Here is a 20977-nt window from a genome sequence, read left to right as displayed (position 1 = left end):
CTTTCCACACCCTCCAGGGCCAGGGTGGCTGCTGATGGAACGAGCGGTGCCCCGCGGGGAGTTCCCGCGGGGCACCGTTTTCCGATGATTCGTCAGGACGTGGCCGCCGGCCGGCTCACGCCTTCCGTGCCCGCGTCGTCTTTTTCGCGGGTGCCGCCTTCTTGGTGACCGCGGCCGCCTTCTCGGTCGCCGTGTTGTTGGCGGTCCTGGTCGTGCGGGCCGTGGCCGTCTTCTTCGCCGTCGACTTGGCGGCGACCGTCTTCCTGGCCGCCGTCTTGCGCTGGGCCGGCACCGACGCCGCGTCGCTGATCCGGTCGGCGCCGAGGATCTCGCGCAGGAACTTGCCGGTGTGGCTGGCCGGGACCCCGGCGACCTCCTCCGGCGTGCCCTCGGCGACGACGAGACCGCCGCCGGCGCCGCCCTCCGGGCCCATGTCGACGACCCAGTCGGCGGTCTTGATCACATCGAGGTTGTGCTCGATGACGATGACCGTGTTGCCCTTGTCGACCAGGCCGGACAGGACCTTCAGCAGCTTGCTGATGTCCTCGAAGTGCAGACCGGTGGTCGGCTCGTCCAGGACGTAGACCGTACGGCCGGTGGAGCGCTTCTGCAGTTCGCTGGCGAGCTTGACGCGCTGCGCCTCACCGCCGGACAGGGTGGTCGCGGACTGGCCGAGCCGGACATAGCCGAGTCCGACGTCCTTCAGCGTGTTGAGGTGGCGGGCGATCGCGGGGACGGCCCCGAAGAACTCCGTCGCCTCCTCGATCGGCATGTTCAGCACGTCGGCGATGGACTTGCCCTTGTAGTGGACGTCCAGGGTCTCCCGGTTGTAGCGGGCGCCGTGGCAGACCTCGCACGGGACGTAGACGTCCGGGAGGAAGTTCATCTCGATCTTGATGGTGCCGTCGCCCGCGCAGTTCTCGCAGCGGCCGCCCTTGACGTTGAAGGAGAAGCGGCCGGGCAGATAGCCGCGGACCTTCGCCTCGGCCGTCTCGGCGAACAGCTTGCGGACGTGGTCGAAGACGCCGGTGTACGTCGCCGGGTTGGACCGCGGGGTGCGGCCGATGGGCGACTGGTCGACGTGCACGACCTTGTCGACGAGGTCGTCGCCGTCCACGCGCGTGTGCCGCCCTGGGACGTTCCTCGCGCCGTTCAGCTCGCGGGCCAGGTGCGTGTAGAGGATGTCGTTGACCAGCGTCGACTTGCCGGAGCCGGACACGCCCGTGACGGCCGTGAACAGGCCCAGCGGGAAGGAGACGTCGATGTCCTGCAGGTTGTTCTCGCGGGCGCCGTGCACCGTGAGCCGGCGGGACGGGTCCTGCGGGCGCCGGATGTCGGGCAGCGGGATCGACTTCTTGCCGGACAGATACTGACCGGTCTGCGACTCGGCGTTGGCCAGCAGCTCCTTGAGCGAGCCGCTGTGCACGACCTTGCCGCCGTGCTCGCCCGCGCCGGGGCCGATGTCGACGACCCAGTCGGCGACCTTGATGGTGTCCTCGTCGTGCTCGACGACGATGAGCGTGTTGCCCATGTCGCGCAGCCGGACCAGGGTCTCGATCAGCCGGTGGTTGTCGCGCTGGTGCAGACCGATGGACGGCTCGTCCAGCACGTACAGGACGCCGACCAGGCCGGAGCCGATCTGGGTGGCCAGGCGGATGCGCTGGGCCTCGCCGCCGGAGAGCGTGCCGGCCGCGCGGTTGAGCGAGAGGTAGTCCAGGCCGACATCGACCAGGAACCGCAGCCGCTCGTTGACCTCCTTCAGCACCCGCTCGGCGATCTTCTTGTCTCGGGCGTTGAGCTTCAGCTCGCCCAGGAAGTCCGCGCAGTCACTGATGGACATCGCGGAGACCTCGGCGATCGACTTGTCCATGATCGTGACCGCGAGGACGATCGGCTTCAGGCGCGTGCCCTGACAGGTGGGGCAGGGCACCTCGCGCATATAGCCCTCGAAGCGCTCGCGGCTGGCGTCGCTCTCGGCCTCGCTGTGCCGCCGCTTGACGAAGGGGACGGCACCCTCGAAGGGCGTGGTGTACACGCGCTCACGGCCGTACCTGTTGCGGTAGCGGACCTCGATCTGCGTCTTGTGGCCGTGGAGCAGGGCCTTCTTGGCCCGCTGTGGCAGCCCGGCGAAGGGGATGTCCGTACGGAATCCCAGCGCGTCCGCCAGGGCGCCGATCAGGCGGCCGAAGTAGTCCTTGGTGTGCCCGTGCGACCAGGGGTGGATGGCGCCCTCGTCGAGGGACTTGTCCTCGTCCGGGACGATCAGTTCCGCGTCGACCTCCATGCGCGTGCCGATGCCGGTGCACTCGGGGCAGGCGCCGAAGGGCGAGTTGAAGGAGAAGGAGCGCGGCTCCAGCTCCTCGAAGGACAGGTCGTCGTACGGGCAGTACAGGTGCTCCGAGTACATGCGCTCGCGCTCGGGGTCGTCCGCGGGGAGGTCGACGAAGTCGAGCACGACCATGCCGCCGGACAGGCCGAGGGCGGTCTCCACGGAGTCGGTGAGCCGGCGCTTGGCGCTGTGCTCTTTTTGCGCGTCTCCGACACGACCCTTCACCGTGAGGCGGTCGACGACCACCTCGATGGTGTGCTTCTCCTGCTTCTTCAGGGTGGGCGGGTCGGAGAGCTGGATGGTCTCGCCGTCCACGCGCGCGCGGCTGTAGCCCTTGGTCTGGAGGTCCGCGAACAGGTCGACGAACTCCCCCTTGCGCTCGCGCACCAGCGGGGAGAGCACCTGGAAGCGGCTCCCCTCCGGCAGCTCCAGGACCTTGTCGACGATCGCCTGCGGCGACTGACGCGAGATGGGGCGGCCGCACTCGGGGCAGTGCGGCTTGCCGATGCGCGCGAAGAGCAGCCGCAGGTAGTCGTAGACCTCGGTGATGGTGCCGACCGTCGAGCGCGGGTTGCGCGAGGTCGACTTCTGGTCGATGGAGACCGCCGGGGAGAGGCCCTCGATGAAGTCGACGTCCGGCTTGTCCATCTGGCCGAGGAACTGACGGGCGTACGAGGAGAGCGACTCCACGTAACGCCGCTGGCCCTCGGCGAAGATCGTGTCGAACGCCAGCGAGGACTTGCCCGAACCCGACAGGCCCGTGAAGACGATGAGCGAGTCGCGTGGCAGGTCGAGCGAGACATTCTTCAGGTTGTGCTCGCGCGCGCCACGGACGATGAGACGGTCGGCCACGCCGGTCCGCACCTTTCTTGAGAGAAGTGACAGGGGCGGGGCCCCCGTCGTTCTTCAGACTAGGGGGAGCCACTGACAACGCCGGTCGGATTCCCGGTTCGGTAAACAATCCCCGGCCATCCAGCATGCCCGACGCCGCACCCGACCATATAGCACGCACATTCGATTTGCCGGGCTGACCCGCCACCTTCACCCGAAGGAGTGGCGGGGTTAGGGTCGGCCTCATGATTGATCACGCGCGTGACCTGGCGTCTGTACGTGACGCGACCGAACGGCTCCTCACCGCAGCCGCCGCACTGGACAACGCGTCCACCGCCGAGCCGTCACGGCTGCCCGGCTGGAGCCGTGGCCATGTCCTCGCCCACCTCGCCCGCAACGCGGACGCGCTGGTGAACGTCCTCGAAGGGCGCCCCATGTACGCATCGGGGGAGGCCCGGGACGCCGACATCGAGCGGGACGCCCCGCGCGCCCTCGACGTCCAGCTCGCCGACCTGCGCGAGAGCGGCGCGCGCTTCCAGGCGGCCGGGGCCGCGCCCGCGGACTGGGCGCGCACGGTGGAGCTGCGCAACGGGGTCACCGACTCGGCGTCCCGGCTGCCGTTCCGGCGGTGGGTCGAGGTCGAGCTGCACCATGTGGACCTGGGGATCGGGTACGAGCTGGAGGATCTTCCGGCGGAGTTCACGGAGCGGGAGATCGACTTCCTCGCCGAGCGCTTCGGCGGACACGGGAGCGTGCCCTCGACCGCTCTGGTCGCCGACGGCGGCCGCACCTGGACCACGGGCGGCGGCGCGGCGGGCGGCCCGATCGCGGTGGAGGGCACCGCCGCCGATCTCCTCGGCTGGCTGGCCGGCCGCCGGGACGGCTCGGGGCTGACGGTGAAGGGCGGCGGACTTCCGACGCTCCCCCCGCTGTAGCACGTGGACGCCGCCCGGTCCGCTCCCCCGCTATAGGCTGCCGCCATGACGTACAGCGGTGAGGTGACGGTCGGCGGACCGGCGGACGTGCACGAGCTGAAGGACCTGATGATCACCAAGATCGCGGTCGGCCCGATGGACAACAACGCTTATCTGCTGCGCTGCCGGGCCACGGACGAGCAGCTACTGATCGACGCCGCCAACGAGGCGCAGACACTGCTCGGCATGATCGGTGACGACGGCATCGCATCCGTCGTCACCACGCATCAGCACGGTGACCACTGGCAGGCGCTCGGCGAGGTCGTGGCGGTCACGGGCGCGCGTACGTACGCCGGGCGGGAGGACGCCCCCGGCATCCCGGTGCCGACCGATGTCCTGGTCGACGACGGTGATGTGATCCGGGTGGGGCGTGTGGAGCTCACCGCGCGCCATCTGGTGGGGCACACTCCGGGGTCGATCGCGCTGGTCTACGACGACCCGCACGGCCACCCGCACGTCTTCACCGGGGATTGTCTGTTCCCGGGCGGCGTGGGCAACACGCGCAAGGATCCGAAGGCCTTCGCCAGTCTGATCCATGACGTCGAGACGAAGATCTTCGGCGTACTGCCGGACGAGACCTGGGTCTACCCGGGGCACGGCAACGACACCACACTGGGCGCCGAGCGCCCGCATCTGCCGGAGTGGCACGCGCGCGGGTGGTGAGCGCGGCCCCGGCCAGTACGCCGAGCCCGGCGCGAACTTCATACGTGCGCCCCGCGCAAGCGCGTTGCGCGCGCCCCGTGTGAATCATTCGCACGCGCCGGTGACCCGCGCGCGCTCCCGGTGCACGCTGCCGCGCAGTCAACTGGAAGCAGCCCCGCACAGGATGACGGCTCCTGCGCGGTATGGGCCGCCGGCCTTCCGAACCCCGCCCTCGGCCGGCGGCCCAGGCCTGAGCACCTATGAGGACGTCAGTGCCCGTGAGGCGTCAGTGCTCGTGAGGCGTCAGTGCCCATAGGGCGTCAGTCGCCTTTTCAAACGCTACGCGTCGGCCTGTGCGGCCCCCACCAGCGCCGCCACCCGCTCCACGCCGAACACATATCCCTGCACGCCGCACCCCGCGATGACGCCGTCGGCGCGCAGGGAGACGTACGAGTGGTGCCGGAACGACTCGCGCTTGTGGATGTTGGAGATGTGCACCTCGATGACCGGCATGCCGTCGCAGGTGTTCAGTGCGTCCAGAATCGCGACGGACGTGTGCGAGTAGGCGCCGGGGTTGATGACGATCCCGCAGTGGTGGAGCCGCGCCTCGTGGATCCAGTCCACCAACTCGCCCTCATGGTTGGACTGCCGGAAGTCCACCGTCCCGCCGTGCGCCGCCGCGGCCTTGGCGCACAGGGCCTCGACGTCGGCGAGCGTGTCGGAGCCGTAGATCTCCGGCTGACGCTGACCGAGCAGATTGAGGTTGGGCCCGTTGAGGATCATGATCGGGGCGTTGGCCAGGGTGCGGGGCACGGTTCCTCCGGTCCGTTCGGGTGGGCGGTCGACAAGGGACCGCTGCTCAGACCCGGTTTATCACGGTGCGGCGAGGAGACAAGGGCCCGTACTCTCCCGGCATGACGACGCCTTCGTACCCTCCCAAGCCCGAGCCGGGCGACCGCATGGCCGTCATCTCCCCCTCGTCCGGGCTGGCGGAACTCTTCCCACGGCCCTACGAACTCGGCCTGCGGCGGCTGCGCGAGGAGTACGGCCTCGTGCCGGTGGAGTACCCGACGACCAGGAAGATGGGCACGTCGCCGCAGGACCGCGCCGACGACATCCACGCGGCCTTCGCCGACCCGGACGTCAAGGCGGTCATCGCCACGATCGGCGGCGAGGACCAGATCACGGTACTGCCGCTGCTGGACCGGGAGTTGATCCGGGCCAACCCGAAGCCTTTCTTCGGGATGAGCGACAACACGAACCTGCTCGCGTACCTGCGCAATGCCGGGATCGTCGGCTACCACGGTGCCACCGTGATGTGCGAGCTGGGCCGCCCCGGCGCCCTGCACCCGCAGACCGCCGAGTCCCTCAGGGCCGCGCTGTTCACCTCCGGCGAGTACGAACTCCGGCCCGCCGAGCGCTGGAACGACGTCAACCGCGACTGGGCCGACCCCGCCACCTTCGACGCGGAACCGCCGTCCCGCCCCGGCACCGGCTGGACCTGGCGGAACGCCGAGCGGGTCGTCGAGGGCCGTGGCTGGGGCGGAAACCTGGAGATCCTCGGGTGGCTGCTGATGGCCGACCGCGAGGTCTCGCACGACCTCGCGGAGTACGACGGCGGCGTCCTGTTCCTGGAGACCTCCGAGGAACTGCCGAGCGCCGCGGAGGTCTTCCGGACCCTGCGCAACTTCGGCGAGCGTGGCCTGCTGCAGCGGTTCTCCGCCCTGCTGATGGGCCGCCCCAAGAGCTGGTCCTTCGAGCGGCCCAACACTCCGGAGGAGGCGGCGCGTTACGCGACGGAGCAGCGTGAGGCCGTGGAGCGCGCGCTGAAGACATATGCGCCGAACATGCTCGTCGTCTTCGATGTGGATCTGGGCCACACCGATCCCCAAGTCGTCATCCCCTATGGGGGCGTGATCCGCGTGGACGGACCGGCCCGGCGCATCATCGTCACCTATTGACGCGGGCCGCGCTCCCCCGCGCCCCGTAACCAGTGGTCACCGTGGGTAGTTGACGCGGCATGCACGATGTACGCGTCGTAAGGGCGCCCTCCATGCTGCGGATGGCCGCCGCCTCCCTCGCCGGGACCGCGATCGAGTTCTACGACTTCTTCGTCTACGGGACGGCGGCGGCCCTCGTCCTGGGGCCGCTGTTCTTCCCGACGTTCTCACCCGTGGCGGGGACGCTGGCGGCCTTCGGGACGTTCGGGGTGGGGTTCGTGGCCCGGCCGCTGGGCTCGATGCTCTTCGGGCACATCGGGGACCGGCGCGGGCGGCGGCCCGTTCTCGTCCTCTCGCTCCTGCTGACCGGTGCCTCGACGGTCGCGGTCGGGTGTCTGCCGACGTACGGCTCGATCGGCGTCACCGCTCCCCTGCTGCTGCTCCTCCTGCGCTTCCTGCAGGGGCTGGGGCTCGGCGGGGAGTGGGGCGGGGCGGTGCTGCTGACCGCGGAACACGCGCCCACCGGGCGACGTGCGCTGTGGTCGAGCTTTCCGCAGATCGGGCCCGCCATCGGCTTCCTGCTCGCCAATGGCGTGATGCTGGTGCTGTCGGCGACGCTGTCCGACGCGCAGTTCGCGCAGTGGGGATGGCGAGTGCCGTTCTGGGCGGCCGGAGCGCTGGCCGTGGCCGGTCTGTGGCTGCGTTCCTCGCTCACCGAGAGCCCCCGGTTCCTCGAAATCGAGGACCACGCGCGCGTACCGCTCGTCGACGTCGTACGGCACCACTGGCGGCTGGTGCTGCTGACGGCCGGGGCGCTTGCCGTCGGATACGCGGTGTTCTACGCGGTGACGACCTGGTCCCTGGCCTATGGGACCGAGCGGCTCGGGGTGAGCCGTACCGTCATGCTGACCTGCATCATGGCCGCCGTGGTGGTGAAGGGGGCCCTCACGCCCGTGATGGCGCTGCTCGGCGACCGCTACGGGCGGCGGCCGCTGTGCCTGGCGGGGTGCACGGCGATCGCCGTGTGGATGTTCCCGATGGTCGCGCTGCTGGCGACGGCCGAGCCGCTGCTGATGTTCCTCGGTTTCCTGGTGGCGCTGGCAGCGTTCATCACCATGTTCGCGGTGATCGCCGCCTATCTGCCGGAGTTGTACGAGCCGCGGGTGCGGTGCACGGGAGCCGCGGTGGGCTACAACCTCGGGGGGGTCCTCGGGGGCGCGCTCACGCCGATCGTGGCGACGGCGCTCGCGGAGCACGGCGGGCGCGTTCCGTGGGGTGTGGGCGCGTATCTGACGGGGATCGCGTTGCTCAGCCTGGGGTGCTTCGCACTGCTGCCGGAGACCCGCCCGGTGCCGGTGGCGGCGATGGAACCCGCCGCGGGCGTGACGGGTGGTCCGGCGACGGGCGGGTGAGGTCCGCTACGGATTGATCGCCAGCTCCAGATACGCGGCGAACAGCACCAGGTGCACGCCGCCCTGCAGCGGCGTGGCCCGTCCGGGCACGACCGTCAGGGAGCTCACCACGATGGTCAGCGCGAACAGTTCCGGTCCTTTCCGGTGCCGGAGGCCCGGCGCCGGCGCGGCACGGGCCCCCGGGTGGTGCGGCTTTCGGTCCCGGTCAGGTGAGGTCGCTCATCTCCACGACGTCGCAGTCGGTGAAGGCCGGCGGCCGGGTGCACAGCGCGGCCATCTGCTCGGCGAACTTGCTCGTCTCGGGGTCACTGCTGTTGCGCATGGCCTCCTCGTGGGAGTCGAACTGGATCACCGCGAGATAGCGGCCCGGCTGATTCCTGTCCGCGAGGATCTGACGGCGCGTGGGGCTGTTCTCGCGGCCCGCGAAGCGCTTCTCCATGTCCTCGGACAGGGCCCGCATCTCCTCGATGCGGTCTGTCTCGAAGTCGATGATCTGGACGAACTTCATGGATGCCTCCACCGGGGCGGCGGCGTCCCCGGCCGGGGACGCGCTGTGCCCCCAACGAAGCATCGGGAGCGATGCGCGGCAATCACCCCGCACCACTCCCGAGGACCGTTGTTCCTACGTCCGTCGCGGTCAGGCGTCGACGCTGCCCTTCGGAGCGCCTTCGCCGGGCACCCGCGCCGCTTCGAGCGCCGCCTGCTTCCGGGACGCCAGCAGGCTGGTGACCGTGGTGACGATCAGGACCGCGCAGATCACGCCGAGCGAGACCGGAGTGCTGATCTCCGGGACGTGCGCCCCGGACTCGTGCAGTGCGTGCAGCACCAGTTTGACGCCGATGAAGCCCAGGATCACGGACAGGCCGTACGAGAGGTACACCAGCTTCCTCAGCAGGCCGCCGATGAGGAAGTACAGCTGCCTGAGGCCCATCAGGGCGAAGGCGTTGGCGGTGAAGACGATGTACGGGTCCTGGGTCAGGCCGAAGATCGCGGGGATCGAGTCGAGCGCGAACAGCACGTCCGTAGTGCCGATCGCGAGCATCACGACCAGCATCGGCGTCATCACGCGCTTGCCGTTCTGCTGGATCCACAGCTTGGTGCCGTGGTAGCGGTCGGCCACGCCGAATCTGCGCTCGGCCGCCTTCAGCAGTTTGTTCTCCTCGTACTCCTCGCCCTCCTCGTCGGCCCGGGCCTCCTGGACCAGTTTCCAGGCAGTCCAGATCAGGAAGGCGCCGAAGAGGTAGAAGACCCACGAGAAGCCGGCGATGATCGCGGCTCCCGCGGCGATGAAAACGGCCCGCAGGACCAGGGCTATGAGCACGCCCACGAGCAGCACCCGCTGCTGGTACTGCGAGGGCACCGCGAACTTCGCCATGATCAGGACGAAGACGAAGAGGTTGTCGACGCTCAGCGACTTCTCGGTGATGAAGCCCGCGAAGAACTCCCCGGCGGGCTGACCACCCGAGAAGACGAGCAGGCCGAGCCCGAAGAGACCGGCCAGGGCGATCCAGACGACCGTCCAGATCCCGGCTTCCTTGATGGACACGTCATGGGGCTTGCGGCCGATGAAGAAGTCGACCGCGACGAGGGCGGCCAGGCCCGCGATGGTGAGGACCCACAGGGTCATGGAAACATCCATTGCGCCTCCGGCAGTGCGTAGCAGAACGTAACGGCAAACAGTCAGCGTCGTCGCTGCCGGAGGTCTCTTCCGCCCACGAGGGGCCGGCGCCCCGGGATCAGGCCTGATCCGTATTGACGGGTACGCCACAGCAGACAGGGAGTACTCCCCTCCGTGCGGAAAACAGTACCCCAATCACCAAGGAAAGGTAAAGTCCTTGGCAAAGAAAAGGTCAAAATCCCTAGTCAGAGGACTTTACGTGTACTTGGTGCGGGCCGCGGCCACCTGTGCGAGCACCCGGTGGAGCACCTCGCTGCCGGGCGGGACGAGCGACGGCTCGTACGTCCAGGCATGCCCGACCCACGGGTCGGCGAGGTGGTCGTCGGGAACCGGCGTGAGTCGCATGAGCGATCGCCACAGGGGATCGAGCAGCGGGCCGTAGGCGGCTGCGTCCTCACGGTCCGCGACCATCAGCAGATGCACGCCGACGGACGGCCCCTCATCCGCGAGATAGCGCAGCTGGTTCACCGCCCGGTCGTCGAAGCCGTGCGGGAAGTCATTGACGATCAGCAGCTGCTGCGCGATGTCGATGCCCGGCGGCAACGACTCGGCCGCGCCACCGCGCAGCGCCATCTGCACCAGGTCGACGCGTTGGGTGAGCCGGCCCAGCACATCCGCGACGCCCGCCGCGCCGGTCGCGGGCGGAGCCGCCGGCACACCGCTGCGCGTCAGCGGCCCCAGTGCCTGGGCCCCTGAACCGGCCGGGTCGATCACATGCACGGTGAACTCCCCCGCCGGGTGGACCGCGAGCAGCCGGACCGCGAGCGCCACCGCCGTCTCCATCGCGAGATGCCGCAGCGCGCCGGGGTCCGGGAAGGAATCGTCGAGGCCCGTCCTCGGGCCGCTGTCGATCCACAGGCCCCGTTCCATGGGCAGCCGGACCAGCATCGGGACGCGCAGCGGAGCGCTCTCGGGCAGGTGGAGGTCGCCCAGGCGCAGGGCCATCGGGGACTCCGTCGGTACGCGGTAGGCATGCCAGACGGGGTTGTCCCAGCGTGCGTACGCCGGCGGGAGCGCATGCTCGACCACCTCGCACTCGGCGGTCAGCTGGGCCAGATCACGGTCGAGCACCACTCTCGCCTGCTCGACGAGCCGGGCCCGCTTGGCACCGGCCGCCTCGCGTTCGGCGTCGCCCGAGGAGCCGAGCCGGTTGCGCGGGTCCGACAGGACCTGGTCGATCTCCTTGTCCATACGGGATTCGGCGAAGTCGACGGCGCTGCGGTACGCGGCCGTGGTGCGGGCCAGGTCCTCGAACATGCCCCAGACCTGGTTGTACAGCCGCTCGTCCATGGACCAGCCGGCCGCGTCACCGGCGACGGGCACGGCGGGCTGTCCGGGCAGGGCGGGGGGCGCCTGCGGCGGAGGCGGGGGCGGGGTCGAGTGCCGGCGGTTCGGGTGGGTGTAGTCGACCGGGCCGCCGGCGGGCGCCTGTTGCGCAGCGGTGGAGTCGGGCTGCGGGGGGAACGAGGAGCCGGGCACATGGCCGCCGTACGGTCCTTGTGTGCCGTGAGGGGGCACGGGGTCCGAGGTGCCCTGTGGGGCCGGGCCCGGTGCGGAGGGCGCCGTCCGGCGGGACCGGTCGGCGTCCGACGGACGCGATGGCGGCGCCGAGACGGACCGGGCCACGCCCCGGGCCACGGCCTCATGGATGCTGCCCGCGAGTTCCACGGCCTGGGGCAGGCCCTGGTCGGTGAGGAGCGCGGCGAGGCCGCCCGCATAGCCCTGGCCGACGGCACGCACCTTCCAGGCGCCCTGTCTGCGATACAGCTCCAGGGCGACGACGGCCGACTCGGCGTCCAGGCCGGTGAGGGTGAAACTGGCGATCCCGGTGCCGTCGAGGCCGGTGACCGCGACGGAGGGGGCGGGGACGCCGCCGAAACGGGTCGGGCCTCCCACCCCCTCGGGCAGGGCGAGCAGCACGTTGACGCAATGCACGGCCTCCGGCATGGCGGCCAGGTCCACCGCAAGGCGATGGTCGGCCGCCGCCTGCCTGGAGACCTCGAGCCCGGGGAGCGCGGGCGCGCCCGGATGCGCCACCCATTCGACGCCGCGCGCCTTGCCGTTGCCGTCGCTCAGCGTGGCCGCCGCCACGACGGGCACACCGGCCGAGACCCGGATCTCGAGCCGGACCTGCGAGAGCGGGTGGTTCTGCCCCCGCACCAGCTCGGCCGTCATCGCCTTCCCCCTGTGTCGTGTTGTCGTGTGCCGCTCGCCGGGCCCTCCGGCGGTCCTACAGGTGCGGCAGGATCGCCGGCATCAGGTCCTGGAAGGTACGGCCGTTGGCCGGATTACCCAGGGCCGTCATCGTCCAACCGGCGCCGACCCGCTGCACCTTCGCCATGATCTGCGCGGTGTACGCGCCACCGCCCGCCAGGGTGTAGCGCGCGAGTTCCTGCCCGTTGGTCTCGTCGACCAGGCGGCAGAACGCGTTCTGCACCTCCTGGAAGGTCTGGCCCGTGAAGGAGTTCACGGTGAAGACGATCTGGTCGATGTGGACCGGGACGCGCGCCAGGTCGACGAGGATGGCCTCGTCGTCACCGCCCTGGCCCACGCCGCCGACGAGGTTGTCGCCGGTGTGGCGAACGGAGCCGTCGTCGCTCACGAGGTGGCGGAAGAAGACGACGTCGACCGGCTGCTTCTCCGCGAAGAGCACCGCCGAGGCGTCCAGGTCGATCTCCCGCGTGCGCGAGCCGAACAACCCGCGCCTGGGTGCCGCCTGCCAGCCGAGACCCATACGGACCGCGGTCAGGGTGCCCCCATCCTTCTTTTCCAGGCTGATGGCCTGACCCTTGGTCATGTTGACGGACACGGCTGGTTCCCCTCTCGGATTTCCCCTGTTGCCGCACTGCTTGCGGTTGACCAGAACCCTAGTCACGGGCACCGACACTGCCGAACCCCGGCCCGCGGTTTGTGTCGGTGTTGCAACACTCTGCGCACGCGCCGGGGTCCGGCACTGACTGCGAGGTCAGGCCAGACCGGCCTCCCGCATCTGGCGCAGCTCCTTCTTCATCTCGGAGACCTCGTCGCGCAGCCGGGCCGCGATCTCGAACTGGAGGTCCGCGGCGGCGGCGCGCATCCGTTCCGTCATCTCCTCGATCTGCTCGGCGAGTTCGGCCGCGGGGCGGTCCGTCGGCACCGTGGCCTTCTCCTGGGCCTTGCCCTTGGCCGACTTGACCTTCGCCCCCTTGGCCGCCTTGGCCGCCTTGTCGCCGAGCGAGGGGACGGGGGCCTTGGCTCCCTTGCCGTCCTTCGTCCTGCGGTAGCCGGAACCGAGCAGTTGCTCGGTGTCGACCTCCTCGCGCGCGATCTGCGCCACGATGTCGTTGATCTTCTTGCGGAGCGGCTGCGGGTCGATGCCGTTGGCCTTGTTGTAGGCGACCTGCTTTTCCCGGCGGCGGTTGGTCTCGTCGATGGCCTTCTCCATCGCCGGGGTGATCTTGTCGGCGTACATATGGACCTGACCGGAGACATTGCGCGCCGCGCGGCCGATGGTCTGGATCAGCGAGGTGCCGGAGCGCAGGAAGCCCTCCTTGTCGGCGTCCAGGATCGCCACCAGGGACACCTCGGGCAGGTCGAGGCCCTCACGGAGCAGGTTGATGCCGACCAGCACGTCGAACTCGCCGGAGCGCAGTTCGCGCAGCAGCTCGACGCGGCGCAGGGTGTCGACGTCGCTGTGCAGATAGCGCACCTGGATGCCGAGTTCGAGGAAGTAGTCGGTGAGGTCCTCGGCCATCTTCTTGGTGAGCGTGGTGACCAGGACGCGCTCGTCCTTCTCGGTGCGCTTGCGGATCTCGTGCACCAGGTCGTCGATCTGCCCCTCGGTGGGCTTGACCACGACCTCCGGGTCGACGAGACCGGTGGGGCGGATGATCTGCTCGACGACGCCGTCCCCGCGGGACAGTTCGTACGGACCGGGGGTCGCCGACAGATACACGGCCTGCCCGATCCGCTCCTGGAACTCCTCCCACTTCAGGGGGCGGTTGTCCAGGGCGGAGGGAAGCCGGAAGCCGTGCTCGACGAGAGTGCGCTTGCGGGAGGCGTCGCCCTCGTACATGGCGCCGATCTGCGGCACGGTGACATGCGACTCGTCGATGACGAGGAGGAAGTCGTCCGGGAAGTAGTCGAGCAGGGTGTTGGGCGGGGAGCCGGGCAAGCGGCCGTCGAAGTGCATCGAGTAGTTCTCCACACCGGAGCAGGAGCCGATCTGGCGGAGCATCTCGAGGTCGTACGTGGTCCGCATGCGCAGCCGCTGGGCCTCCAGGAGCTTGCCCTGCTTCTCCAGCTCGGCGAGGCGCTCGCCCAGCTCCTTCTCGATGTCGTTGACGGCGCGCTCCATGCGCTCCGGGCCCGCGACGTAGTGGGAGGCCGGGAAGACGTACAGCTGCTGGTCGTCGCTGATGATCTCGCCGGTGAGCGGGTGCAGGGTGGACAGCGCCTCGATCTCGTCGCCGAACATCTCGATGCGGACGGCCAGCTCCTCGTACACGGGGAAGATCTCGATGGTGTCGCCGCGGACACGGAAGGTGCCTCGGCTGAACGCCATGTCGTTGCGGGTGTACTGGATGTCCACGAAGCGGCGCAGCAGTTCGTCGCGGTCGATCTCGTCACCGACCTTGAGGGGGACCATGCGGTCCACGTACTCCTGCGGAGTACCGAGGCCGTAGATGCACGAGACCGAGGCGACCACGACGACGTCGCGGCGGGTGAGCAGCGAGTTGGTCGCGGAGTGCCGCAGACGCTCGACCTCCTCGTTGATCGAGGAGTCCTTCTCGATGTAGGTGTCCGACTGGGGGACGTACGCCTCGGGCTGGTAGTAGTCGTAGTACGAGACGAAGTACTCGACCGCGTTGTTCGGGAGGAGCTCGCGGAACTCGTTGGCCAGCTGGGCGGCCAGCGTCTTGTTCGGCGCCATCACGAGCGTGGGGCGCTGGAGCTTCTCGATCATCCACGCGGTGGTGGCGGACTTGCCGGTGCCGGTCGCGCCGAGCAGGACGACGTCCCTCTCACCGGCCTCGATGCGCCTGGCCAGGTCGGCGATGGCCGTCGGCTGGTCGCCGCTGGGCTGGTAGGAGCTGACGACCTCGAAGGGCGCCACCGTGCGTTCGATGTTGGAAACGGGCCGCATGGATCCACCGTACGACCCCGCACTGACAACGGGTCCCGATCACCGGTTCTGCGGGGTGCGGGAACCGCGGTGGCCCTGCTGGCGGACCTGCGGTCGGCGGCCCGGGGACGGGACGACGGCGCCGGCCGGGATGCCCGGCTTGTGCTCGACGCGGGTCCAGTCGGGCTTGCCCATGACCATCAGCGGATCGAACATCACGACGACGCCCGCGAGAAGGAGGAAGACGAGAGGGCCGATCAGCATGGGGCCGAGCAGGGCCGCGGGCGACTCACCGGCGGTGGTCGAGCCGGTGCCGTGCAGATGGACGCTGAGGGCGGCCATACCGGTGTAGTGCATGCCGCTGACGGCGAGCCCCATGACGAGGCTCGCGCCGACGCTCCACAGGAAGCCCCTCACCTGTCCCGCGGCCCACAGGGCGGCGGTGGCGGCCACGACCGCGATGACGACGGAGGCGGCGACGGTGACCGTGTTGTACTGCAGGCTTCCGTTGAGGCGCAGGCCGGCCATGCCGAGGTAGTGCATCGAGGCGACGCCCAGACCGGTGACCGTGCCGCCGGTGAACAGCGCCGTCCCGGTGGCGCCGCGGTAGCCGACGATGAAGATCCCGATCCCCACCATGACGACGGCGATGCCCAGGCTCGCGTACGTCATCGATTTGTCGTAGTGGATCGGTGTCTCCTTGACGGTGAACCCCATCATGGCGACGAAGTGCATGGTCCATATGCCGGAGCCGATCGCGGCCGAGCCGAGGACGAGCCAGGCGGGGCGCCAGGACTGGGTCACCAGCATGGCTCTGGTCGTACAGCGCAGGCCGAGGGCTCCACCGAGGCAGGCCATCAGATAGGCCACCAGCGGGGTGACGATCCCGTACGTGAATCCGTCGACCGTGCCCTGCATGCGCGGCTGCCCTTCACCCTTTGCGTCCCGGAATACCTGAAATTCGCCCCCGTCCCAGGACCGCTCCGAGCGGTCAGGGTTGACGAGGAGAGTATGACCCCCACCGGAATGGTCGAACGATTTTCCGGCAAAGAATCACGCCCCTGCCCCACTTGTGCGGCACCGGTGTGCGGACTTGGGGAACTCCATTCATTCCGTGGCCGTCCGGCGCCCCCCTCCTGTTGACGCTCTGCTGTCACTCTGGTGCTGTCCGTATTCGCTCGACGCGAGGAGTACGCATGCACGCGCGCGCCGTTGCCGCCACGACCACCGCGCTCCTGGGGACGGCCACCCTGCTGGCGCCCACTCCCGACGCCCGGGCCGGCGACGTCGGCGAACAGCCCCGGATCGTCGCCCACCGGGGTGCTTCCGCCTACGCTCCCGAGAACACCCTGCCCGCCATCGACGAGGCGGCCCGGCTGGGCTTCTCCTGGGTCGAGAACGACGTGCAGCGCACCAAGGACGGCGTACTGGTCGTCATCCACGACGACAGCCTCAAACGCACCACGAACGTCGAGAAGGTCTTCCCCGGCCGGGCGCCCTGGAAGGTGAAGGACTTCACCGCCGCCGAGATCGCCCGGCTGGACGCGGGCAGCTGGTTCGGCCCCGGGTACGCGGGCACGCACGTGCCGACCCTGAAGCAGTACATGAGCCGGGTCGAGAGCAACCACGAGAAGCTGTTCCTGGAGATCAAGAACCCCGAGCTGTACCCGGGCATCGAGCAGCAGACCCTCAAGCTCCTCGGCAACGAGGGCTGGCTGGACAGGCCGCACCTGGGCCGCCTGGTCGTGCAGAGCTTCAGCGCGGACAGTCTGCGCATCGTCCATGATCTGAAGCCCGGCCTGACGACCGGCTTCCTCGGCACACCGCCGCTGCGCGACCTGTACCGGTACGCGCGGTTCACCGATCTGATCAACCCGTCGTACGGGACCATCTCCGGCAGCTATGTCGCCACCGTGCACGCGTTCCACGGTCCGCACGGCAGGAGGCTCGGGGTGTACACCTGGACCGTCAACGACGCGGCCACCGCCTGGACCGTCACGCGGTACGGCGTCGACGGCGTCATCACCAACAAGCCCGACGTGGTGTGGGCGGCGCTGACCGGCTACTGAGCCGGCCGGCGGGCGTTGTCAGTGGCGGGTCGTACGGTGGGGCCCATGGACAGCCACGGGCAGTACGAGCAGCAGGTCGTGTGGACCGTCGTGGGCACCGCCATCGGTCCGCTGCTCCTTGCGGCGACCGGCGACGGCCTGGTCAACGTCGTGTTCCACGCCACCGACGCGGAGCGCGACCGGTCGCTGGAGCGGCTGGCGGCCCGGCTGGGCACCGAGCCCGTCGAGGCACCCGGATCGCCGCTGCTGGCCGAGGCGATACGCCAGGTCGAGGCGTACTTCGCGGGCGAGCGGCACGCCTTCGAACTGCCCCTGGACTGGTCACTGATCTCCGGTTTCAACCGGCAGGTGCTGCGCGAGCTGGCGAGCGGCGTCCCGTACGGCTCGGTCGTCGGGTACGGCGTTCTGGCCGGCCGGGTCGGCCAGCCGGGCGCAGCGCAGGCGGTGGGCGCGGCGATGGGCGCCAACCCGCTGCCCGTCGTCGTGCCGTGTCACCGGGTCGTGGAGAGCGACGGCGGCATCGGCGGGTTCGGGGGCGGGCTGGAGACCAAGCGGAAGCTGCTCGCCCTGGAGGGAGTGCTGCCCGAGCCGTTGTTCTGACGGCTCGGGTGCGCCGGCTACTCGTAGTGCCGTGCCTCGAAGACGTTGCCGTCCGGGTCACGGAAGTAGAAGCTGCGGATGGCCTTTCCGCGCGCTCCGTACGCGTCGTGGGCGATGTCGGAGACGGGGACGGCGTTGTCCTGCAGGCGGGCGCGCAGGGCGTCGAACCGGTCCGACGGCAGCGACAGGCAGACGTGATTGACGGGGTGGCCCGCGCTCTCCACGGAGCCGGGCAGCATCTTCATCCGCTCGGCCATGGTGAGCGGGGCCAGGTCGAGGATGGTCTCCTCGTTGACGCGCACGGAGGGGAAGGACGTCTTCTTCTCGGTGAATTCGGTGACCCGCAGGGGCTCCAGGCCGACCGCCTTCTCGTAGAAGTCGGCCGCGGCAACCGGGTCGTTCACCCACAGGACGACATGGTCGAGACGTGTCGTGTTGTTGGTCATGCCGCCCAGGCTGGTGGCAGTCCCCACAGGTCGCAAGCGTTTAACGGGACGTGCGGCCCGCCAGGGATGAGGGAGAACCGACCGACAGGAGGCAGGCGCGTGGTGCTGGTGGTGTCCGAAGAAGTACGGGAGGCGATCGACGCGCGTCGACCCGTGGTGGCCCTGGAGTCCACGATCATCGCGCACGGGCTGCCGCGCCCGCGCAATCTGCGGGTGGCGCTGGAGCTGGAGGAGGCGGTACGGCGGGAGGGTGCCGTACCCGCGACGATCGCCGTGCTGGACGGCCGGCCGCACGTCGGCCTGGACAAGGAGCAACTGGAACGGGTCGCCAACGAGGACGGGATCCGCAAGCTGGGCCACCGCGATCTGCCGCTCGCCGTGTCGGCGGGGGTGAGCGGTGCGACCACGGTGTCGGCGACCGCGCTGCTGGCGGCGCTGGCGGGGGTCCGGGTGTTCGCGACGGGTGGGCTGGGCGGTGTGCACCGGGAATGGACGGTCACGCAGGACGAGTCCGCCGACCTGGGGCTGCTGGCGCGCACACGGATCACGGTGGTGTGCGCGGGGGTGAAGTCGATCCTGGACGTGCCGGCCACGTTGCAGCGCCTGGAGACGCTGGGTGTGGCCGTCGCCGGATACGGCACGGACCGGTTCCCCGGCTTCTATCTGTCCGACTCCGGGCACCCGGTCGACTGGACGCTGCAGAGCCCGGAGGAGGTGGCCGGGGTCATGCGGGCGCAGGACGCGCTCGGCGTGCCCGAATCGGCGCTGATCGTCGCCAACCCCGTCCCCGAGGAGGAACAGCTCGATCCCGCCCTGCACGCGCGTGTGCTGGAGGATGCGCTGCACGCGTGCGAGGAGGAGGGCGTCACCGGGCAGGCCGTGACGCCGTTCCTGCTCGACTACCTGGTCCGGCACACGGACGGGGCCTCACTGAGCGCCAACCTGGCGGCGGTCCGGGGCAACGTACGCCTGGCGGCACGGATCGCGGCGGCGTGGTCCCGCGGGTGACGGAGGGCCGAAAGGCACCGGGGCCACGGCATACGGCCGGCCAAGCCGTGACGGCGGGGCGGGACCGGGCGCTGCTGGTCGTCGGGGACGTGGTCACCGATGTCGTCGCCCGGCATCAGGGGCCGCTCGCGGGCGGTACGGACACAGCGGCCGTGATCCGGACGGTGCCCGGCGGCGCGGGTGCCAACGTGGCCTGCTGGGCCGCTCACGCGGGCTGTGCGGACGTACGGCTGCTGGGGCGGGTCGGCGCGGACGCGGCGGCGTGGCACGAGCGGGAGCTGGTCGCGGCCGGGGTGCGGCCGCGACTGGTGGTCGACCCGCGGGCATCGACCGGGACGGTGATCTGTCTCGTCGACACCGGCGCTTCGGCCGAGCGCACGTTTCTGACGGACAGCGGCGCGTCCCTGCGGCTGGAACCCGCCGACTGGTCGGACGCCTCGCTGGACGGGGTCGCCCGGCTGCATCTGTCGGGCTACCTGCTGTTCTCCGAGTCGAGCCGGGCTCTTGCCGCGGTGGCGCTGGCGGCGGCACGTGCGCGTGGCGTGCCGGTGAGTCTGGATCCCGCGTCGGCGGGCTTCCTCCGGGTGCTGGGGGTGGACCGCTTCCTGGCGTTCACCGAGGGGCTGGACGTTCTGCTGCCCAGCCGTGACGAGGCGTACCTGCTGACGGGGCTGCCGGATCCGGCGGACGCGGCGGCCAAGCTGAGCCGCCACGTCCCGCTGGTGGTGGCCAAGCTGGGTGCGGAGGGCGCGCTGGTGGCCCGGTCCGGCACCGTACTCGCCCGTGTGCCCGCCGCACCGGCGACGCCCCGGGACACCACGGGCGCCGGCGATGCCTTCACCGGTGCGTTCCTGGCCGCTCTCGTCGGGGGCGCGGATCCCGAGGCCGCGGTGGCGCGGGGATGCCGGGCGGGAGCGCTGGCTGTGGAAGGGGTGGGCGGCAGGCCTCCGGTGCCGGGCTGACGGCGAGGAGACCGCTGACGGCGAGGCGCCCGGCGCGTCGGTGTCCGGCCCCCGTCCGCCGGTCACCTCACGCCTTGCGCCCCCACGCCGAGATCATCGGCGCGGTGGCCAGGTCCATGCTGCCCGCGGCGACGTTGGCCAGATGCCGGTCGATGTCCTCGTCGGTGGCCAGGCCCGCGGCGACGAGTTGGTCACGGATCTGCCGTACGGTGGCGGACTCCAGCTCGGCGCAGGCCGGCGAGGTGACGGGGAAGTACGCGTCGGCCTCCACCTGACGCAGTCCGGCCTCGCGGAGCAGGCGCGGCAGCTTGCGGCCGTAGGACAGGTCGGCGCCGCGGTCGGCGAGCAGCTTGCGGAAGCCCTGCCGGAGCCGGTTGGCCAGCCGCTGCTCAGGGCCGTGCTCATCGGGGCAGATCAGTGGCTGAAGGGCGGGGTCGGCGTCCTCGACGAGAAGGCGTCCGCCGGGCCGCAGTGCCGCGACCATCGACCGCAACGCCCTTTCGCGGTCGGGCACATGGACGAGGACGAGCCGGGCGTGCACGAGGTCGAACCCCTCCCCCGGCGGCTCCTCGGTGCCGACGTCGTGGACACGCACCTCGACGGGCGGGCGGCCGGCCGCGGCGAGGAGCGTGGTGTCGATGTCGGTCGCGACGACCTTGCCGGTCGGGCCGACCTTCTTGGCCAGCCAGGACACCACGGAGGTGCCCCCGGCGCCGACCTCCCAGCAGCGCCAGCCGGGTCCGAGGCCCAGGCTCTCCAGGCGCCGGAAGGTGGTGGGGTCGAAGAGGGTGGCAAAGGCGTCGAAGCGCCGGCCCGCCTCGGTCTGCCGGTTGTCGAGGAGATACCCGTCGGTGCGCGTCATGTCATGATCCTCCCAGTTGCGCCGCTTGTCCGTAACGGTCGACGCTCCGGTACGCCGAGACGGCCCGGCTGGGAATGCCTTGTCCACAGCCGGGAACAAAGCGGAATCGCCTGCTCCCAC

Annotated in this window: 18 protein-coding genes and 1 pseudogene; 8 read left to right on the top strand and 11 right to left on the bottom strand. The window is 70.2% G+C overall.

Features of this window, described 5'->3' with window-relative positions:
• Positions 1–115: 115 nt before the first annotated feature.
• Positions 116–3181 (bottom strand): excinuclease ABC subunit UvrA, encoded by a 3066-nt coding sequence (gene uvrA, locus ACZ4EG_RS15940; protein ID WP_467791025.1) that lies wholly within the window; start codon positions 3179–3181, stop codon positions 116–118.
• A gap of 224 nt (positions 3182–3405) precedes the next feature.
• Here uvrA and ACZ4EG_RS15935 point away from each other — a divergent pair, with 224 nt between their 5' ends.
• Together ACZ4EG_RS15935 and ACZ4EG_RS15930 are read left to right on the top strand one after the other, a co-directional pair.
• On the top strand, positions 3406–4095 hold the full coding sequence (locus tag ACZ4EG_RS15935) for a maleylpyruvate isomerase family mycothiol-dependent enzyme (protein WP_467791024.1): 690 nt from the start codon (positions 3406–3408) through the stop codon (positions 4093–4095).
• A 45-nt stretch (positions 4096–4140) separates the two neighbouring features.
• A complete protein-coding gene (locus ACZ4EG_RS15930) occupies positions 4141–4797 on the top strand; it encodes an MBL fold metallo-hydrolase (RefSeq protein ID WP_453548282.1) in 657 nt (218 codons plus the stop codon).
• A gap of 318 nt (positions 4798–5115) precedes the next feature.
• Here the strand turns inward: ACZ4EG_RS15930 and aroQ are convergent, their stop codons facing one another.
• Positions 5116–5589 carry a type II 3-dehydroquinate dehydratase gene (aroQ, locus tag ACZ4EG_RS15925; protein ID WP_467791023.1) on the bottom strand — a complete coding sequence of 158 codons (474 nt, stop codon included), beginning with the start codon at positions 5587–5589 and terminating at the stop codon, positions 5116–5118.
• Between the two features lie 101 nt (positions 5590–5690).
• On the opposite strand from aroQ, the gene ACZ4EG_RS15920 reads away from it, so the two are divergent.
• A complete protein-coding gene (locus ACZ4EG_RS15920; RefSeq protein WP_467791022.1) occupies positions 5691–6737 on the top strand; it encodes a S66 family peptidase in 1047 nt (348 codons plus the stop codon).
• A 92-nt stretch (positions 6738–6829) separates the two neighbouring features.
• Positions 6830–8128 (top strand): MFS transporter, encoded by a 1299-nt coding sequence (locus tag ACZ4EG_RS15915; RefSeq protein ID WP_467791123.1) that lies wholly within the window; start codon positions 6830–6832, stop codon positions 8126–8128.
• 6 nt (positions 8129–8134) lie between these two features.
• Here ACZ4EG_RS15915 and ACZ4EG_RS15910 read toward each other — a convergent pair.
• The 7 genes and pseudogenes from ACZ4EG_RS15910 to ACZ4EG_RS15880 all read right to left on the bottom strand — a co-directional run.
• A pseudogene (locus ACZ4EG_RS15910) lies at positions 8135–8257 on the bottom strand (ionic transporter y4hA); the annotation flags it as partial.
• A 76-nt stretch (positions 8258–8333) separates the two neighbouring features.
• Positions 8334–8636, bottom strand: coding sequence for a hypothetical protein (locus ACZ4EG_RS15905; RefSeq protein ID WP_453548273.1), 303 nt, complete (start codon positions 8634–8636; stop codon positions 8334–8336).
• 129 nt (positions 8637–8765) lie between these two features.
• Entirely contained in the window at positions 8766–9767 is a 1002-nt protein-coding gene (locus ACZ4EG_RS15900) for a TerC family protein (RefSeq protein ID WP_467791021.1), read from the bottom strand.
• Positions 9768–10001: 234 nt separating this feature from the next.
• Positions 10002–11981 carry a TerD family protein gene (locus tag ACZ4EG_RS15895; RefSeq protein WP_467791020.1) on the bottom strand — a complete coding sequence of 660 codons (1980 nt, stop codon included), beginning with the start codon at positions 11979–11981 and terminating at the stop codon, positions 10002–10004.
• A 55-nt stretch (positions 11982–12036) separates the two neighbouring features.
• On the bottom strand, positions 12037–12615 hold the full coding sequence (locus tag ACZ4EG_RS15890; protein WP_453548266.1) for a TerD family protein: 579 nt from the start codon (positions 12613–12615) through the stop codon (positions 12037–12039).
• Positions 12616–12771: 156 nt separating this feature from the next.
• A complete protein-coding gene (gene uvrB, locus ACZ4EG_RS15885; protein WP_467791019.1) occupies positions 12772–14931 on the bottom strand; it encodes an excinuclease ABC subunit UvrB in 2160 nt (719 codons plus the stop codon).
• Positions 14932–14970: 39 nt separating this feature from the next.
• A complete protein-coding gene (locus ACZ4EG_RS15880) occupies positions 14971–15828 on the bottom strand; it encodes an MHYT domain-containing protein (RefSeq protein ID WP_467791018.1) in 858 nt (285 codons plus the stop codon).
• 278 nt (positions 15829–16106) lie between these two features.
• On the opposite strand from ACZ4EG_RS15880, the gene ACZ4EG_RS15875 reads away from it, so the two are divergent.
• A complete protein-coding gene (locus ACZ4EG_RS15875; protein ID WP_467791017.1) occupies positions 16107–16979 on the top strand; it encodes a glycerophosphodiester phosphodiesterase in 873 nt (290 codons plus the stop codon).
• Between the two features lie 45 nt (positions 16980–17024).
• Positions 17025–17579, top strand: a complete 555-nt coding sequence (locus ACZ4EG_RS15870) for a methylated-DNA--[protein]-cysteine S-methyltransferase (protein ID WP_467791016.1) — start codon at positions 17025–17027, stop codon at positions 17577–17579.
• 17 nt (positions 17580–17596) lie between these two features.
• On the opposite strand, the gene ACZ4EG_RS15865 is transcribed toward ACZ4EG_RS15870, so the two are convergent.
• Positions 17597–18025: a VOC family protein gene (locus ACZ4EG_RS15865; protein ID WP_363297198.1), complete on the bottom strand. Its 429-nt coding sequence runs from the start codon at positions 18023–18025 to the stop codon at positions 17597–17599.
• 99 nt (positions 18026–18124) lie between these two features.
• On the opposite strand from ACZ4EG_RS15865, the gene ACZ4EG_RS15860 reads away from it, so the two are divergent.
• Both ACZ4EG_RS15860 and ACZ4EG_RS15855 read left to right on the top strand, forming a co-directional pair.
• Positions 18125–19033, top strand: a complete 909-nt coding sequence (locus ACZ4EG_RS15860; RefSeq protein WP_467791015.1) for a pseudouridine-5'-phosphate glycosidase — start codon at positions 18125–18127, stop codon at positions 19031–19033.
• 47 nt (positions 19034–19080) lie between these two features.
• Positions 19081–19995: a carbohydrate kinase family protein gene (locus ACZ4EG_RS15855; protein ID WP_467791014.1), complete on the top strand. Its 915-nt coding sequence runs from the start codon at positions 19081–19083 to the stop codon at positions 19993–19995.
• A gap of 67 nt (positions 19996–20062) precedes the next feature.
• Here ACZ4EG_RS15855 and ACZ4EG_RS15850 read toward each other — a convergent pair whose 3' ends face one another.
• Positions 20063–20857 carry a methyltransferase gene (locus ACZ4EG_RS15850; RefSeq protein WP_467791013.1) on the bottom strand — a complete coding sequence of 265 codons (795 nt, stop codon included), beginning with the start codon at positions 20855–20857 and terminating at the stop codon, positions 20063–20065.
• Positions 20858–20977: the final 120 nt, after the last annotated feature.

The sequence above is a fragment of the Streptomyces sp. NPDC025638 genome (assembly GCF_055558775.1).
Note: the sequence above shows the minus strand (reverse complement) of the source record. Positions and strands in the feature narration are given on the sequence as shown.

Bases quoted from the DNA above. Each gene is read 5' to 3' on its own strand.
- ACZ4EG_RS15935 (WP_467791024.1), top strand. From the start codon at position 3,406: ATGATTGATCACGCGCGTGACCTGGCGTCTGTACGTGACGCGACCGAA.
- ACZ4EG_RS15915 (WP_467791123.1), top strand. From the start codon at position 6,830: ATGCTGCGGATGGCCGCCGCCTCCCTCGCCGGGACCGCGATCGAGTTC.
- uvrB (WP_467791019.1), bottom strand. From the start codon at position 14,931: ATGCGGCCCGTTTCCAACATCGAACGCACGGTGGCGCCCTTCGAGGTC.
- ACZ4EG_RS15920 (WP_467791022.1), top strand. From the start codon at position 5,691: ATGACGACGCCTTCGTACCCTCCCAAGCCCGAGCCGGGCGACCGCATG.
- ACZ4EG_RS15905 (WP_453548273.1), bottom strand. From the start codon at position 8,636: ATGAAGTTCGTCCAGATCATCGACTTCGAGACAGACCGCATCGAGGAG.
- ACZ4EG_RS15865 (WP_363297198.1), bottom strand. From the start codon at position 18,025: ATGACCAACAACACGACACGTCTCGACCATGTCGTCCTGTGGGTGAAC.
- ACZ4EG_RS15895 (WP_467791020.1), bottom strand. From the start codon at position 11,981: ATGACGGCCGAGCTGGTGCGGGGGCAGAACCACCCGCTCTCGCAGGTC.
- ACZ4EG_RS15850 (WP_467791013.1), bottom strand. From the start codon at position 20,857: ATGACGCGCACCGACGGGTATCTCCTCGACAACCGGCAGACCGAGGCG.
- ACZ4EG_RS15900 (WP_467791021.1), bottom strand. From the start codon at position 9,767: ATGGATGTTTCCATGACCCTGTGGGTCCTCACCATCGCGGGCCTGGCC.
- ACZ4EG_RS15930 (WP_453548282.1), top strand. From the start codon at position 4,141: ATGACGTACAGCGGTGAGGTGACGGTCGGCGGACCGGCGGACGTGCAC.
- ACZ4EG_RS15875 (WP_467791017.1), top strand. From the start codon at position 16,107: ATGCACGCGCGCGCCGTTGCCGCCACGACCACCGCGCTCCTGGGGACG.
- ACZ4EG_RS15880 (WP_467791018.1), bottom strand. From the start codon at position 15,828: ATGCAGGGCACGGTCGACGGATTCACGTACGGGATCGTCACCCCGCTG.
- ACZ4EG_RS15870 (WP_467791016.1), top strand. From the start codon at position 17,025: ATGGACAGCCACGGGCAGTACGAGCAGCAGGTCGTGTGGACCGTCGTG.